Annotated in this window: 15 protein-coding genes; 7 read left to right on the top strand and 8 right to left on the bottom strand. The window is 71.2% G+C overall.

The window, feature by feature from the left end:
- Positions 1–86 precede the first annotated feature (86 nt).
- The 4 genes from ACZ562_RS04720 (at position 87) to ACZ562_RS04705 (ending at position 2,528) form a co-directional block, all read left to right on the top strand.
- Positions 87–248 carry a DUF4177 domain-containing protein gene (locus ACZ562_RS04720; protein WP_003975360.1) on the top strand — a complete coding sequence of 54 codons (162 nt, stop codon included), beginning with the start codon at positions 87–89 and terminating at the stop codon, positions 246–248.
- The gene (locus tag ACZ562_RS04715) at positions 245–712 is read left to right on the top strand and encodes a RidA family protein (protein ID WP_471174199.1); all 468 of its coding nucleotides are present in this window, start codon (positions 245–247) and stop codon (positions 710–712) included. Before ACZ562_RS04720 ends, ACZ562_RS04715 begins: the two co-directional genes overlap by 4 nt.
- A 90-nt stretch (positions 713–802) precedes the next feature.
- The gene (locus ACZ562_RS04710) at positions 803–1,672 is read left to right on the top strand and encodes an NUDIX hydrolase (RefSeq protein ID WP_471174198.1); all 870 of its coding nucleotides are present in this window, start codon (positions 803–805) and stop codon (positions 1,670–1,672) included.
- 25 nt (positions 1,673–1,697) lie between these two features.
- Positions 1,698–2,528, top strand: a complete 831-nt coding sequence (locus ACZ562_RS04705; protein WP_471174197.1) for an MBL fold metallo-hydrolase — start codon at positions 1,698–1,700, stop codon at positions 2,526–2,528.
- 34 nt (positions 2,529–2,562) lie between these two features.
- On the opposite strand, the gene ACZ562_RS04700 is transcribed toward ACZ562_RS04705, so the two are convergent.
- Both ACZ562_RS04700 and ACZ562_RS04695 read right to left on the bottom strand, forming a co-directional pair.
- A complete protein-coding gene (locus ACZ562_RS04700) occupies positions 2,563–3,393 on the bottom strand; it encodes a nucleotidyltransferase (protein WP_471174196.1) in 831 nt (276 codons plus the stop codon).
- A 237-nt stretch (positions 3,394–3,630) separates the two neighbouring features.
- Positions 3,631–4,305 (bottom strand): Crp/Fnr family transcriptional regulator, encoded by a 675-nt coding sequence (locus tag ACZ562_RS04695; RefSeq protein ID WP_280886848.1) that lies wholly within the window; start codon positions 4,303–4,305, stop codon positions 3,631–3,633.
- A 215-nt stretch (positions 4,306–4,520) separates the two neighbouring features.
- Between ACZ562_RS04695 and nth the strand changes: the two genes are divergently transcribed.
- The 3 genes from nth to ACZ562_RS04680 are packed head-to-tail and all read left to right on the top strand — an operon-like array spanning position 4,521 to position 7,487.
- Positions 4,521–5,489, top strand: a complete 969-nt coding sequence (gene nth / locus ACZ562_RS04690; RefSeq protein WP_471174195.1) for an endonuclease III — start codon at positions 4,521–4,523, stop codon at positions 5,487–5,489.
- Positions 5,490–5,541: 52 nt separating this feature from the next.
- Complete coding sequence (locus ACZ562_RS04685; RefSeq protein WP_471174194.1) at positions 5,542–6,237, top strand: NUDIX hydrolase; 696 nt, start codon at positions 5,542–5,544, stop codon at positions 6,235–6,237.
- A gap of 50 nt (positions 6,238–6,287) precedes the next feature.
- Positions 6,288–7,487: a MarP family serine protease gene (locus ACZ562_RS04680; RefSeq protein WP_471174193.1), complete on the top strand. Its 1,200-nt coding sequence runs from the start codon at positions 6,288–6,290 to the stop codon at positions 7,485–7,487.
- A gap of 132 nt (positions 7,488–7,619) precedes the next feature.
- Here the strand turns inward: ACZ562_RS04680 and ACZ562_RS04675 are convergent, their stop codons facing one another.
- The 6 genes from ACZ562_RS04675 to ACZ562_RS04650 all read right to left on the bottom strand — a co-directional run bounded on the left by ACZ562_RS04675 (position 7,620) and on the right by ACZ562_RS04650 (position 15,727).
- Positions 7,620–7,802: a hypothetical protein gene (locus tag ACZ562_RS04675; RefSeq protein ID WP_471174192.1), complete on the bottom strand. Its 183-nt coding sequence runs from the start codon at positions 7,800–7,802 to the stop codon at positions 7,620–7,622.
- A gap of 127 nt (positions 7,803–7,929) precedes the next feature.
- The gene (locus ACZ562_RS04670; protein ID WP_471174191.1) at positions 7,930–8,877 is read right to left on the bottom strand and encodes an alpha/beta fold hydrolase; all 948 of its coding nucleotides are present in this window, start codon (positions 8,875–8,877) and stop codon (positions 7,930–7,932) included.
- Positions 8,874–9,362, bottom strand: a complete 489-nt coding sequence (locus ACZ562_RS04665; RefSeq protein WP_471174190.1) for a phage holin family protein — start codon at positions 9,360–9,362, stop codon at positions 8,874–8,876. Before ACZ562_RS04665 ends, ACZ562_RS04670 begins: the two co-directional genes overlap by 4 nt.
- A gap of 69 nt (positions 9,363–9,431) precedes the next feature.
- Positions 9,432–10,883, bottom strand: coding sequence for a Na+/H+ antiporter NhaA (nhaA, locus tag ACZ562_RS04660; protein ID WP_471174189.1), 1,452 nt, complete (start codon positions 10,881–10,883; stop codon positions 9,432–9,434).
- 200 nt (positions 10,884–11,083) lie between these two features.
- On the bottom strand, positions 11,084–13,042 hold the full coding sequence (gene acs, locus ACZ562_RS04655) for an acetate--CoA ligase (protein WP_471174188.1): 1,959 nt from the start codon (positions 13,040–13,042) through the stop codon (positions 11,084–11,086).
- Between the two features lie 264 nt (positions 13,043–13,306).
- Positions 13,307–15,727: a bifunctional SulP family inorganic anion transporter/carbonic anhydrase gene (locus tag ACZ562_RS04650; RefSeq protein ID WP_471174187.1), complete on the bottom strand. Its 2,421-nt coding sequence runs from the start codon at positions 15,725–15,727 to the stop codon at positions 13,307–13,309.
- Between the last annotated feature and the right edge of the window lie 97 nt (positions 15,728–15,824).

Genomic DNA, 15,824 nt, shown 5'->3' with positions numbered 1-15,824 from the left:
CGTGTCCGGGCCACGCGGGAGGCTGTGGACAACGCGGCTGCGGTCGGCCGCAGGACCGGTCCCGGGCAGCGGCTAGAGTCGCCCACATGACCAAGTGGGAATACGCAACCGTGCCGCTGCTCGTCCACGCCACGAAGCAGATTCTGGACACCTGGGGCGAGGACGGCTGGGAGCTCGTCCAGGTCGTGCCCGGGCCGAACAACCCCGAGCAGCTTGTCGCCTACCTGAAGCGGGAGAAGCAGGCATGAGCGCGGTCGAGGCGAAGCTGGCCGAACTGGGCCTGACCCTTCCGGAGGTCGTGCCGCCGCTCGCCGCGTACCAGCCGGCCGTACGGTCGGGGGCGTACGTGTACACGTCCGGCCAGCTGCCGATGGTGGAGGGCAAGCTCCCGGTCACCGGCAAGGTGGGCGCGGAGGTCACGGCGGAGGAGGCCAAGGACCTGGCGCGTACCTGCGCGCTGAACGCACTGGCCGCCGTCAAGTCGGTGACCGGCGACCTGGACCGCATCGCACGCGTCGTGAAGGTCGTCGGCTTCGTCGCCTCGGCCTCGGACTTCACGGGCCAGCCGGGCGTGGTGAACGGCGCGAGCGAGCTGCTGGGTGCGGTCCTCGGCGACAAGGGCGTGCACGCGCGCAGCGCGGTGGGCGTGACGGTGCTGCCGCTGGACGCGCCGGTGGAGCTCGAGATCCAGGTGGAGCTGACGGAGGCGTAGCCGCACCACCGGGGGAAGATGACCGGCATCCCCCGGAGGGGACGATGGGCGCCTCTCGAACATCAGCGCGCTTCGGGATAGCCTCCGACCATGGCGAACGGTCAGTGGTACCCCCAGGAGTGGCCAGACCTCATCCGCGCGCTGACGGACGGCAGCCTCACCCCGGTCTCCCCGAAGCGCGCGGCCACCGTCATGCTCCTCAGGGACACCGACACCGGCCCCGCCGTTCACATGCTGCGCCGACGAGCCTCCATGGCCTTCGCCGGAGGCGCGTACGCATACCCGGGCGGCGGCGTCGATCCCCGGGACGACGACCGCCACGTCCGCTGGGCGGGCCCCACGCGCGCGTGGTGGGCGAACAGGCTGGGCGTCGACGAGACCGCGGCCCAGGCGATCGTCTGCGCGGCCGTCCGCGAGACGTACGAGGAGGCAGGCGTCCTGCTGGCCGGGCCCGCCTCCGACTCCGTGGTCGGCGACACCACGGGCGAGGACTGGGAGGCGGACCGTGCGGCGCTGGTGGCCCGCGACCTCTCCTTCGCCGAGTTCCTGGACCGTCGCGGACTGGTCCTGCGCTCGGACCTCCTCGGCGCCTGGACCCGCTGGATCACCCCCGAGTTCGAACGCCGCCGCTACGACACCTGGTTCTTCGTCGCCGCCCTCCCCGAGGGCCAGCGCACCCGCAACGCCTCCACGGAGGCCGACCGCACGGTGTGGACCCGGCCCGAGGACGCCGCCGCCTCCTACGACAAGGGCGAGCTGCTGATGATGCCGCCCACCATCGCGACCCTGCGCCAGCTGGCCCCGTACAGCACGGCCGCGGAGGCGCTCGCCGCGGCTCCCGGGCGCGACCTGGCCCCCGTCCTGGCGCAGGCCCGTCTGGAGGACGGCGACATCGTGCTGTCCTGGCCGGGCCACGACGAGTTCACCAAGCACATCCCGACCGGTGGAGCCCCCGCATGAGTCACGTCCCGGAAGGTCGCCTCGCATGACGGAAGCAGCAGCCCTTCCCGGCCAGCCGAGGGGCGGGGTCCTGTCCGGCCCCGCCACCCCGCGTGCCGTCAACGTGCTCGCGCCCAACGCATCGGCGATGACCCTGGACGGGACGAACACCTGGATCCTCTCCGAGCCCGGCTCCGCACTCGCCGTCGTCGTGGACCCCGGGCCGCTCGACGAAGGACACCTGACCCATGTCGTCGACACGGCCGAGAAGGCGGGCAAGCGCATCGCCCTGACCCTGCTGACGCACGGCCACCCCGACCACGCGGAGGGCGCCGTCCGCTTCGCCGGGCTGACCGGCACGAAGGTGCGGGCGCTGGACCCGGCGCTGCGGCTGGGCGACGAAGGTCTGGGCGCCGGAGACGTGGTCACCGTCGGCGGCCTGGAACTGAGAGTCGTACCGACGCCGGGGCACACCGCGGACTCCCTCTCGTTCCACCTCCCGGCCGACCGGGCGGTCCTCACCGGCGACACCGTCCTGGGACGCGGTACGACGGTCGTGGCGCACCCCGACGGCCGCCTGGGCGACTATCTGGACTCCCTGCGGCGGCTCAGGTCGCTCACGGTCGACGACGGCGTGCACACGGTGCTCCCGGGCCACGGCCCGGTCCTGGAGGACGCCCAGGGCGCCGTCGAGTTCTACCTCGCCCACCGCGCCCACCGGCTCGCCCAGGTCGAGACGGCGGTGGAGGACGGCTACCGGACGCCGGCCGAGGTCGTCGCCCACGTGTACGCGGACGTGGACCGCTCCCTGTGGCCGGCGGCGGAGCTGTCGGTACGGGCGCAGCTGGACTATCTGTCGGAGCACGGGCTCATCTAGTGGCCGCGTCAGCCGAGGCTGACGCGGCACTGGCTCATTCGGGACGTGGCGCTTTGACGCCGTGCACGCGCGTGTACTCCTCGGCGAGCCAGGGGCCGAGATCGTCGACATACGTAGTGAGGACGGCCCGGTCACCGGTCGGCTCGTGTCCGAGGACGGCGGCCGCCCGCATCTGCCCGGCCCGCTCGGGGTAGTACGCGCCGAAGACCGCGGCCATCTCCTCAAGGTCGCTGGTCCAGCCGTTCCAGCGGGGCATGACGAGCGTGAAGCCCGTACGCACGAGGTGGCGCGACATGAAGCGCACGAGCTGCCGCCGGGCCTCCTCGGGGTCGTCGCCGGCCTCGGCGCCGGCGATCCGCTCCCGCCAGTGCGGCAGGAGCTGGGCGAGGTCCCCGTTGGTCTCCCGGGCGAGCAGTGAGTCGGGCCGGTAGCGCGGCAGGTACTCGGCGAGGTCCTCGCCGAGCAGCGGCGTGCACATACAGGCGACGAACCACCCCAGGTCGTACGTCTCCGGCTCGCTCAGCAGCCGTGCCCGGCTGAACAGCAGCGTGCCGACGCCGTCGACCTGCGGGAACTCCTGGTCGAGCGCCGCGCCGAGGGTGCCGGCGTCGGCCCGGTCGGCGTCGGTCGGTTCCGCCTTCAGCGCGAGCAGCAGATCGAGATCACTGCGCCCCACGCGCGCGGTGCCGCGAGGAATCGACCCGTAGAGGTACGCGCTGTGCAGCCGCGCCCCGAACACGTCCAGCACCCGATCCCGCGCCACGGCGACCACGGGACGGAAGGCGTGGGGGATACGCCCGAGGGAGCCCTCGCGCTCGATGTAGCCCTGAGGGTCGAGGCCTTTGGGTACAACGGTTCCGGCCATAGACCTACTGTGCCGTGCGAAGAGAGTCTGAGCAGGCTGTCTCCGGCCGGGCACCTTCGGCCGGTCGGGCGCTCGCGGACGTGGCCCGCCCGGACGTCGTCAGCCCGTCGGCCGCTGAGGACGAGGCCGTTCCGGCCGAGGCGGGGGGCAGGGGGCGCAGCCCCAAGGCGGACGGCCACACGAACGGGGCCCGCCTCCGAAAGAGACGGGCCCTGCAACGCACGGCGGGACCAGGCGTCAGCGCGACCGCTTGGCGAGCCGCTCCACGTCCAGCAGGATCACGGCCCGCGCCTCCAGGCGGAGCCACCCGCGCTGCGCGAAGTCGGCCAGCGCCTTGTTCACGGTCTCGCGGGACGCGCCGACCAGCTGGGCCAGCTCCTCCTGCGTCAGGTCGTGGACGACGTGGATGCCCTCCTCCGACTGCACGCCGAAGCGGCGGGAGAGGTCGAGGAGCGCGCGGGCCACGCGGCCGGGGACGTCCGAAAAGACCAGGTCGGACATTGCGTCGTTGGTCCTGCGCAGCCGGCGGGCGACGGCGCGCAGCAGGGCGCCGGCCACCTCGGGGCGGACGTTCAGCCACGGCTGCAGGTCGCCGTGGCCGAGGCCGAGCAGCTTGACCTCGGTCAGCGCGGTGGCGGTCGCCGTGCGCGGGCCCGGGTCGAAAAGCGACAGTTCGCCGATGAGCTCGCCGGGTCCCACCACGGCCAGCATGTTCTCGCGGCCGTCGGGGGACGTGCGGTGGAGCTTGACCTTGCCCTCGGTGACGACGTAGAGCCGGTCACCGGGGTCGCCCTCGTGGAACAGCGAGTCGCCGCGTGCGAGGGTCACCTCACTCATGGAGGCGCGGAGCTCCGCGGCCTGCTCGTCGTCGAGAGCCGCGAAGAGCGGGTTGCGCCGCAGAACGTCGTCCACGAGTTCTCTCCTTGTCGACCTGCTCAGGGGATCTTGCGCCCCGCGTACCAGGGGACCGTGTTCCCCCATCTTGCCGGACGGTCCAAACAGTGTGATCTGTCACAAGGATGCCGCACACGTGTCCCGGGGTAAGCGGCAGGGGTCCAATTGGGGGCCGATCTTCAGGGTCCGGGGCGGATGTCAGTGCCGGGCTCTAGGCTGGCCGGGTGTCCAAAATGCCGGTGAGAGCACAGACCGAGGGGGCTGCGCGGGTGGTTGCACGTCGTAATTCCGCTGTGGGCGAACAAGCTCCCGGTGGTGGCAGGAAAACGGCAAAAGCGACAAAGAAGGTGACCGTCGCCCCCAAGAAGGCCACGGCCGCCGTAAAGAAGGCCGCTCCCGCTAAGACCATCGCACCGAAGCCGCCGAAGAACGAGTCGCGCACGGCCCTGGTCCGTCGTGCCCGCCGGATCAACCGCGAACTCGCCGAGGTCTACCCGTACGCCCACCCGGAGCTGGACTTCGAGAACCCCTTCCAGCTGGTCATCGCCACGGTGCTGTCCGCCCAGACCACCGATCTGAGGGTCAACCAGACGACGCCAGCGCTCTTCGCCAGGTACCCGGCGCCGGAGGACCTTGCGGCGGCCGATCCGGAGGAGGTCGAGGAGATCCTCCGGCCCACCGGTTTCTTCCGGGCCAAGACCAAGTCCGTCATAGGACTGTCCAAGGCCTTGGTGGAGGAGTTCGACGGCGAGGTCCCCGGGCGGCTCGAGGACCTCGTCAAACTGCCCGGCGTCGGCCGCAAGACCGCCTTCGTCGTGCTCGGCAACGCCTTCGGCCGCCCCGGCATCACCGTGGACACCCACTTCCAGCGGCTGGTGCGGCGCTGGCAGTGGACCGACGAGACCGATCCCGACAAGATCGAGGCCGCCGTCGGCGCGCTCTTCCCGAAGAGCGAGTGGACGATGCTCTCGCACCACGTGATCTTCCACGGCCGCCGCATCTGCCACGCCCGCAAGCCCGCCTGCGGCGCCTGCCCCATCGCCCCGCTCTGCCCGGCGTACGGCGAGGGAGAGACGGACCCCGAGAAGGCGCAGAAGCTGCTCAAGTACGAGAAGGGCGGCTTCCCGGGCCAGCGTCTGAAGCCCCCGCAGGCGTACCTCGACGCGGGCGGCAGGCCGGCACCGCCGCTGGGGGCGGGATGACGGAACGATCTCGCGGGGGCACGGCGTTGGACATGACGGAACGGGGGTGGCGATGACGCGAGCCAGCAATACCCGGGGCGGCCCGGTGACAGTCAGCAAGGAGGGCCTGCCCGGCTGGCTGGACCCGGTGGTGCACGCCGTCGAGACGGTCGAGCCGCTGCAGCTGAGCCGTTTCCTGCCGCCGGAGAACGGCGCAGGGCGCCAGTCCGCCGTCCTCGTCCTGTTCGGCGACGGCGAGCGCGGCCCCGAGCTGCTGCTCATGGAGCGGGCGACATCCCTGCGTTCCCATGCGGGCCAGCCGTCCTTCCCCGGCGGTGCCCTCGACCCCGAGGACGGTGACCCGAAGGCCGACGGGCCGCTGCGGGCCGCCCTGCGCGAGGCCGAGGAGGAGACCGGGCTCGACCCGGCCGGAGTCCAGCTCTTCGGCGTGCTGCCCAAGCTCTACATCCCGGTCAGCCACTTCGTCGTCACGCCCGTCCTCGGCTGGTGGCGTGAGCCCAGCCCGGTCGGGGTCGTCGATCCGGCCGAGACCGCCCGGGTCTTCACGGTCCCCGTGGCGGATCTCACGGACCCCGCCAATCGGGCCGTCACCGCCCACCCCAGCGGCCACCGAGGTCCGGCATTCCTGGTCGAATCGGCCCTGGTCTGGGGTTTCACGGCCGGAATCATCGACCGCCTGCTCCACTATTCGGGCTGGGAGCGGCCCTGGGACAGGGAGAAGCAGGTCCCGCTCGACTGGCTGTCATGACAGGGTGTCCCCTGAGGTGACCGCGAAGTGATGAGGCGAGGCTCGAACCGGTGAACGTGCTGGACATCCTGTTGCTGGTCGCCGCCGTGTGGTTTGCGATCGTCGGCTACCGCCAGGGCTTCGTCGTCGGCATCCTGTCGGTGATCGGTTTCCTGGGTGGCGGGCTCGTCGCCGTCTACTTGCTTCCGGTCATCTGGGACGCTGTCACCGACAACGCGGAGGTCAGCACGACCGCCGCCGTCGTCGCCGTGGTCGTCGTCATCGTCTGCGCCTCCGTCGGCCAGGCCCTGACCACCCACCTCGGCAACAAACTGCGCCGCTACATCACCTGGTCGCCGGCCCGCGCCCTGGACGCCACCGGCGGCGCCCTGGTGAACGTCGTCGCGATGTTGCTGGTGGCCTGGCTGATCGGCTCCGCCCTCGCGCAGACCACGCTGCCGACGCTGGGCAAGGAGGTCCGCGGCTCCAAGGTGCTGCTGGGCGTGTCGGAGGCGCTGCCCGACCAGGCCGACACGTGGTTCAACGACTTCACCTCGGTCCTCGCGCAGAACGGCTTCCCGCAGGTCTTCAGCCCGTTCTCCAACGAGCCGATCAAGGAGGTCAAGCCGCCCGACCCGGCACTCGCGCACAGCCCCGTGGCCACCCGCGCCCAGCGCTCCATCGTCAAGGTGATGGGCACCGCCCAGAGCTGCGGCAAGGTCCTCGAAGGCACCGGATTCGTCTTCGGCGAGCGCCGCGTCATGACCAACGCGCACGTCGTGGGCGGCGTCGACGAGCCCACCGTCCAGATAGGCGGCGAGGGCAGGAAGTACGACGCGACGGTCGTCCTCTACGACTGGGAGCGCGACATCGCCGTCCTCGACGTACCGGACCTGAGCGCGCCCGCCCTGCAGTTCACGTCCGAGGACGCGGCCAGCGGCGACAGCGCGATCGTCGCCGGCTTCCCGGAGAACGGGTCGTACGACGTCCGTGCCGCGCGCGTGCGCGGGCGCATAACGGCCAACGGCCCGGACATCTACCACCGCGGCACCGTCCACCGCGACGTCTACTCGCTCTACGCGACCGTCCGCCAGGGCAACTCCGGCGGCCCGCTGCTCACGCCCGAAGGCAAGGTGTACGGCGTGGTCTTCGCGAAGTCGCTCGACGACGCCGACACCGGATACGCGCTCACCACGGACGAGATCCAGGAGGACATCGCCGAGGGACGTACCGCGGACCAGCAGGTGGACAGCGACAGCTGCGCGCTCTAGCGCCGCGCCGGCCAAGGCCTGCCCGTCACGGAGCGGCGTCCGGCACGCCGAGAGCACGCACCTGAGGCCGCGGGGCCCGCCCTGCGGGGCGGACGACGGGAATGTGACGACAGGACCTGGGCAGCGGCCGTGTCAGCCGCGCGGGTGACGTAGGCGTACCGAGACCCAGCGGGCCCGGCGGCGCAGAATGCGCGGGATGCCCACCCGGAGGTCTGTGCCCGGCAGCTGCGGGGCACCGCCTCGTTGGTGGGAGCTCAGACCGCTGCCCGAGCGTCGATTGCGTGCCGCGTCACTGTAGTCGTGCGTCCAGCCCATACCCCGACGTGTGCCCCTGCCCCATGGTCGATAATCGCCTCCGGGCCGCCCAATTGGCCTATGCGCCGGGCAATTGGCCGTTCGTAGGGCAGGTGTTCCGGCCCGGATACCGGGCGCATCGGCGCGGTCACCGGTCGGGTTCGGGATCTTTGAGCCAGTTGACGAGCTCCGTTGAGAATGCCACCGGATCCTCTTCGTGCGGGAAGTGCCCGAGCCCGTCGAAGAGCCGCCAGCGGTACGGCGCTTCGACGTACTCCCCGGATCCGGCCGCGCTGCGGATACGCACCACGGGGTCGAGTGAGCCGTGCAGATGCAGCGTCGGCACGCGCACCGGCCGCTTCATGCGGCGGTTGAACTGGATGCCGTCGGGGCGGGCCATCGACCGCACCATCCAGCGGTACGGCTCGATCGAGCAGTGCGCAGTCGAGGGGATGCACATCGCTCGCCGGTACGCCTCCACCGCCTCGCCGTCCGGCAGGCCCGGGCCGGACCAGTCCCGGATCAGCCGGCCCACCAGGGCGCCGTCGTCGGCGGTGAGCTGCCGTTCCGGGATCCAGGGCCGCTGGAACCCCCAGATGTAGGAACCCGCGCTTGTCTGCTTGAGGTCCGAGAGCATCGCCGAGCGCCAGCGCCGAGGGTGCGGCATGGACGCCACCGCGAGTCGCCGTACGAGCTTGGGGCGCATCGCGGCCGCCGTCCACGCCAGGTATCCGCCCAGGTCGTGGCCGACCAGGGCGGCGTCCGGCTCGCCCAGGGAGCGGATCACGCCGGTCACGTCGAGGGCGAGGTTGGCCGGGTCGTAGCCGCGCGGGGTGCGGTCGCTGCCGCCGACGCCCCGCAGGTCCATGGCGACGGCCCGGAAACCCGCGTCGGCGAGCGCGACGAGCTGGTGCCGCCAGGTCCACCAGAACTGCGGGAAGCCGTGCAGCAGCAGCACCAGCGGCCCGTCGCCGAGCTCGGCGATGTGGAAACGGGCGCCGTTGGCGGCGACGTTGCGGTGGGTCACCTCTTGCCCGCCGGGGAGGTCCGGTCGTACGAGTGCGGCAGGCTGCGCCGAAGCGGCGGGATCCGTCATGACGACGAGCGTGCCACAGCTTCGATGGCCTCCGGGACCCGGTCCTGCGGGAGCTCCGGACGCGGATGCGGCTTGGCCTTCTGCAGGACACCCGCCGTCTCCTTCATCGAGGCGGCGACCTTCTGCGGGCCCTGGCTCTTCTTGGCCTTCTTCGCGAAGACCACGCCGATCAACGCGAGGACCGCCGCGACCAGAACGTTCGCCGCGAAGGACAGCAGGAAGCAGATCGCGAGGTTCCAGTCGCTCCAGGTCCGGATGCCGTACGCCAGCGCGAAGTTGAGCATCGGCAGGGAGAACAACAGGACCGCGCCGGCCATGGAGAACGCGCCGCCGCTCGTCGCCCCCCGCTTGACGTCCTGCCTGAGCTGCGCCTTGGCCAGCGCGATCTCGTCGTGCACCAGCGCCGACAATTCGGTCGTCGCCGAGGCGAACAGCTGGCCGATGCTGCGTTCGGCGCCGACCGGGCTGCCGTCGGGTGCGCTCATCGCGGTCTCCCTGTGTCTGTCTGACTCGTGTGTGACGGGGAACGGTCTTTTTTGTACCGTCCCGTCAGATCATGCCGGACGGTCGTTCTCCTCGCCTGCCCCGCCCGCCACTTCGGCAAGCCCGTGGCGTCCGGCGGCCTCCCGGTCGGCGGCCTTGAGCTCGGCGATCCGGCGGTGTTCGGCGGCCTTGCGCTCGTAGATGTCGGCCATCCGCAGGTGGTACGCCGGGTCGTCCTCCTCGTAGATGTCCGGGATGCCGTCGAGGTCCTCGTCGCGCTCCTCCGCCTCGAAGAGCCTGCGGTACCTGGTGTTCCGGATCTTCAGCAGGACACTCGCGACGACTGCCGCGATGAGGGACCCCGTCAGGACGGCGGCCTTGACCTCGCCCGTCAGCACCGTGTCGCCCTCGAAGGCGAGTTCGCCGATGAGCAGCGAGACGGTGAAACCGATGCCCGCCAGGGCCGCCAGCGCGAAGACGTCCGACCATTCGAGGTCGTCGCTGAGCGAGGCCCGGGTGAAACGGGCCGTCAGCCACGTCCCGCCGGAGATGCCGAGCGCCTTGCCGACGACGAGCCCGAGGACCACGCCGAGCGTCTCCGGTTTGCCGAACACATCGCCGAGCGCGTCTGCGGAGACCGACACGCCGGCGCTGAACAGTGCGAACAGCGGCACGGCCACGCCCGCCGACAGGGGGCGTACGAGGTGTTCGACGCGCTCGCCGGGGGACTTGTCCTCACCCTCCCGTCTGGTACAGCGCAGCATCAGGCCCATGGCGACGCCCGCGATGGTGGCGTGGACGCCGCTGTTGTACATCAGCCCCCAGACGACGAGGGCGAGCGGGACGTACACGTACCAGCCGTGCACGCCCTTGCGCAGCAGCAGCCAGAAGACGAAGAGACCGGCCGCGGCGCCCCCGAGCGCGGCGAAGTCGATGCTGTCGGTGAAGAACAGCGCGATGATCAGGATCGCGAAGAGGTCGTCGACGACGGCGAGCGTGAGCAGGAAGGCGCGCAGAGCGCTCGGCAGGGACGTGCCGATGACGGCGAGCACGGCCAGGGCGAACGCGATGTCGGTGGCGGTGGGCACCGCCCAGCCCGCGAGGGAGCCGCCGCCGGTGAGGCTGGTGAGGGTGTAGACGAGCGCCGGTACGGCCATCCCGCACAGCGCCGCCACCACGGGCAGTGCGGCTGCTCTCGGGTCGCGCAGGTCACCGGCCACCAGCTCCCGCTTGAGCTCGATCCCGGCGACGAAGAAGAAGATCGCGAGGAGCCCGTCGGCGGCCCAGTGCGCGACGGACAGGTTCAGGCCGAGGGCCTCGGGGCCGAGGTGGAAGTCGCTGACGCTCTCGTAGCTGTCGTGCAGCGCGGGTATGTTCGCCCAGATCAGCGCGGCGATCGCGGCGAGGAGCAGCAGCACACCGCCGACGGTCTCGGTGCGCAGCGCATCCGTGACGAAGGTCCGCTCGGGCAGCGACAGGCGTCCGAGAACCTTGCGGGGTGTGGTGGTGCGGGGCGCGGCCACGGGGGAGACCTCCGGTCGGTGGGCAGGACGGAGCACATGCCGACCAGACTTCCCGGCGCACCTTGGGTGTTGCTTTTTTGTTTAGTTTACCTAAGGTGCGCGAGAAGGAATCCGGCGATCCCTACGTTAGGTCCGAAAAGGGCACCCGGCGCGCTTGTCGCCGGGTGCCCCTGGAAGCCTTGCTCAGTCCTGAGCCGTGCTCAGTCCTCGCTGGGCGCCGCCGGGAGCTTCGCCTGGATGAGGTCCATGACGGTGGAGTCCGTCAGCGTGGTGACGTCACCGAGCTGGCGGTTCTCGGCCACGTCCCGCAGCAGACGCCGCATGATCTTGCCGGAGCGGGTCTTCGGCAGCTCGGCCACCGGCAGGATCCGCTTCGGCTTGGCGATCGGGCCGAGGGTGGCGCCGACGTGGCTCCGCAGCTCGGCGACGAGTTGCTCGTCCTCGGCGTTCGCCGTGCCGCGCAGGATGACGAAGGCGACGATGGCCTGCCCCGTGGTCTCGTCGGCGGCACCGACGACGGCGGCCTCGGCGACCGACGGGTGCGACACGAGTGCCGACTCGACCTCGGTGGTGGAGATGTTGTGGCCCGACACGAGCATCACGTCGTCGACGCGCCCGAGCAGCCAGATGTCGCCGTCGTCGTCCTTCTTCGCACCGTCGCCGGCGAAGTACTTGCCCTCGAAGCGCGACCAGTAGGTGTCCAGGAAGCGCTGGTCGTCGCCCCAGATCGTGCGCAGCATCGACGGCCACGGCTCGGTGAGGACCAGGTAGCCGCCACCGCCGTTCGGCACCTCGTTCGCCTCGTCGTCGACGACGGTCGCACAGATGCCGGGCAGCGGTGTCTGCGCGGAACCCGGCTTGGTCTCGGTGACACCCGGCAGTGGCGAGATCATCATCGCGCCGGTCTCGGTCTGCCACCAGGTGTCGACGATGGGCGTCCGGTCGGCCCCGATGTGCTTGCGGTACCAGATCCAGGCCTCGGGGTTGATGGGCTCGCCGACCGAGCCCAGGACCCGCAGGCTGCTCAGGTCGAACTTCGCGGGGATGTCGTCGCCCCACTTCATGAACGTACGGATCGCGGTGGGCGCCGTGTACAGGATCGTCACCCCGTACTTCTGCACGATCTCCCAGAAGCGGCCCTGGTGCGGGGTGTCCGGGGTGCCCTCGTACATGACCTGACTCGCGCCGTTCGCCAGCGGCCCGTAGACGATGTACGAGTGCCCGGTGACCCAGCCGACGTCGGCCGTGCACCAGTAGACGTCGGTCTCCGGCTTGAGGTCGAATACCGCGTCGTGGGTGTACGCGGTCTGGGTGAGGTAGCCGCCGGAGGTGTGCAGGATGCCTTTCGGCTTACCCGTCGTACCGGACGTGTAGAGGATGAACAGCGGGTGTTCCGCCTCGAACGCCTCGGGGGTGTGCTCGGCGGACTGCCGTTCGACGATCTCGTGCCACCACACGTCGCGGCCGTCGGTCCAGGCGACGTCCTGGCCGGTACGGCGGACCACGAGCACGTGCTCGACGTTGTCCACGCGCGCGATGGCGTCGTCCACGGCCGGCTTGAGCGCGGACGGCTTGCCGCGCCGCCAGCCGCCGTCGGAGGTGATGACGACCTTGGCGTCGGCGTCCTCGATACGGGTGGCGAGCGCGTCCGCCGAGAAACCGCCGAAGACGACCGAGTGCGCGGCGCCGATACGGGCGCAGGCGAGCATCGCGACCGCCGTCTCGGGGATCATCGGCATGTAGACGGCGACCCGGTCACCCTTCTGAACTCCCAGTTCCAGCAGGGCGTTCGCGGCCTTGGAGACCTCGTCCTTGAGCTCGGCGTAGGTGATGGCGCGGCTGTCGCCCGGCTCGCCCTCGAAATGGATGGCGACCCGGTCCCCGTGCCCGGCCTCCACATGCCGGTCCACGCAGTTGTACGCGACGTTGAGCTCGCCGTCCTTGAACCACTTGGCGAACGGCGGGTTCGACCAGTCCAGGATCTCGGTCGGCTCCTTGGACCAGGTCAGCCGACGGGCCTGCGCGGCCCAGAAACCGAGCCTGTCAGCCTTGGCCTGCTCATACGCCTCCGCGGTGACGTTGGCGCTCGCCGCCAGGTCGGCGGGGGGTGCGAACCTGCGCTCTTCCTTGAGCAGGTTGGCCAGGCTTTCGTTGCTCACGGCATCTGCCTTTCCCAGGGTGTCCGTTGTGTCCCAGGCCACAGCTCATCAGACCGGGGGGTCCGGTGACAAGGGTCGACGGGTAAATTGGTTTAGACCTGTTTGTGGGATGGTACCGGCGGCTGAAGTCACCCGTACCCACGGACGCCGGTCGGAGGGAGTTCATCGGCTGTAACGCGATTCACAGGGAGGGCGCGGCGGATGAAGGGACGCGGGGCGGGCCGCCAGGTCCCGGAAGACGCGGCCGGCCCTCCCCGTGGCGGTTCACGCGGACAGGTCCGCCGCCCGCACATGATCGAACAGCTCGTCTTCGTCCGGCCCGGTGAGCAGGTACGCCTGGGCCTCGCCGACGTGGAAGTACATCCCGTGCAGTTCCAGTTCCCCGTGCTTCAGGGCCCGGGCCACGGACTCGTGGGCGCGCAGGTGCTCCAACTGCTGGACCACATTGGTCAGACAGAGCTGCTCGACCGCGTCGGCGGGTGCCCGTCCGGCCAGCCTGGCCCACGGCCGGGCGGCGTCGGCCATGCGCTCCAGGCTGGGCAGTCCGTGCCGCAGCCACCGCTTGAGCGGGGTCCGGGCGCCTCCTGGCTCGGAGTTGAGCAGCGCCTGCATGGCCCCGCACCCGGAGTGCCCGCACACCGTGATGGAGCGCACCTTCAGCACGTCCACCGCGTACTCGATCGCGGCCGCCACCGAGTCGTCCCCGCTCTCCTGGCCCGGCAGCGGCACGAGGTTGCCCACGTTGCGCACCACGAAGAGGTCGCCGGGACCACTGGAGGTGATCATCGACGTGACGAGCCGCGAGTCGGCGCAGGTGAGGAAGAGCTGGGCCGGGCGCTGCCCTTCGCGTGCCAGCCGCGCCAGCTCGCCCCGCACCAGGGGTGCGGTGTCGCGCTGGAACGCGCTGATGCCACGCGCCAGTTCGTGTCCGCTGGGCCCCGCCCCGCCCGAGCCGGGATCCCATGGACCGGGCCCGCCGGGCCCGCCCGGACGCTCGTCGGATGATGGTGCGGACTGCGAGCGATCGCACTGGTGGTTGCGCCAGGGGGTCCAGGGGCGGCAGCGGCACCCGGCGGAGTCCGCGGGCTCGGTGGCGCCGGCCTCGGAAAGACGGCCGGTGGGGCTCGCGGGCTCGCCGGTCCGGCCCCCGGCACGACGGCCGGTCAGCTCGGCGGTCCCGCCCTGGGCGGTGTGCGTCCTGCGCCAGTCGTGCAGCGTCTCGAACGCCGCGTGGTCCATGAACGACCCGTCCAACTCGACGACGGTGTCGGCCCCTTGTGGGACGAGATGCAGGGCACGGCTGAGCCGCGGCACCGCGAGGAACGTCAACTGTCCTCGTACGTGTACGTGATGGACTCCTTCCTTCTCCTCGTGGGTGATCCGAGTGTGGGCGAGGCGGTTCAGGGCGACGGAGACGGCCACGGCGATCCCCAGGCTCACGCCCTCCAGGACACCGAGGAGGACCACGCCGAGGGTGGTGACGGCGTACACCAGCACCTCTCGGTGGCGGGTCACCGTGCGGATGTGGTGCAGGGACACCATCTGGATGCCGACGGCCATCACCAGGGCGGCGAGCGAGGCGAGCGGGATGAGTTCGAGGACCGGGACCATCAGCAACGCGGCGACTACTACGAGAACGCCGTGCAGCATCGTGGAGTTCCGGCTCACGGCGCCCGCGTGCACATTCGCCGACGTCCGTACGGCGACCCCGGCGACCGGTAGTCCGCCGAGCGTGCCGGAGACGATGTTGGCGGCGCCCTGGCCGAGCAGTTCGCGGTCCAGGTCCGAGCGCCCGACGCGGGCGGGCAGCGGAGGGCGCCCCGCCACCAGCTTGTCCACGGCGACCGCGCCGAGCAGCGACTGCACACTGCACACCAGCGTGATGGTGAGGACGGCGGCGACGAGGCCGAGCACCGGCCCCTCGGGCAGCCCGGCCAGGGCGTGGCTGCTCCAGGACGGGAGGTCGACCTCGGGCAGGGTCAGTCCGGCGAGCGAGGCGATCGCGGTGGCTCCGGCGACGGCGACGAGCGGGGCCGGGACCTTGCGCAGGAGGTCTCCCACCCGGCCGGGGACCCGCGGCCACACCAGCAGCAGGGCCAGGGTCAGTGCGCTCACCGATACGGCGGCGAGGCTCACGTGCCCCAACTGGGCAGGCAGGGCACGCAGGTTGTCGAGGACGGAGCTCTGCGGAGTGCTGCCGAGGACGATGTGCAACTGGGCGACGGCGATGGTGACACCGATGCCGGCGAGCATGCCGTGCACGATGGCGGGGCTGACGGCGAGGGCGGTGCGGGCCACGCGCAGGCAGCCGAGGCCGATCTGGGCGAGGCCGGCGAGGACGGTGATGGCGCAGGTCGTACGCCACCCGTAGCGGTGGATGAGGTCGGCGGTGACGACCGTGAGCCCGGCGGCGGGGCCGCTGACCTGCAGCGGAGAGCCGCCGAGCCACCCGGCGACGAGTCCTCCGACGGCAGCGGCGACGAGGCCGGCCTGGAGGGGCGCGCCGGTGGCGAGGGCGATGCCCAGGGACAGGGGGAGAGCGATCAGGAAGACCGCGATCGAGGCGGACATGTCGGCGCCCGCGACGCGGAAGCGGCGGGGCGGGGTCGGCGGGGGGCTGTGGGGCTGGTGGTCGCGCGTCGACCGAGTCGGGTCGTCGGCGCGGGTGGGGACGCAGGCTGACATTGTTCCCGTCTCCTCCGGGGCAGCGCGGTCGCGGATCAGGTGGTCCCCCGTCGATGGCGGGGGGTCGGGTCGCGGCCGTGGGTCACGGCGTGCAGCG

It is taken from the genome of Streptomyces sp. NPDC040410, from assembly GCF_055595715.1.
Note: the sequence above shows the minus strand (reverse complement) of the source record. Positions and strands in the feature narration are given on the sequence as shown.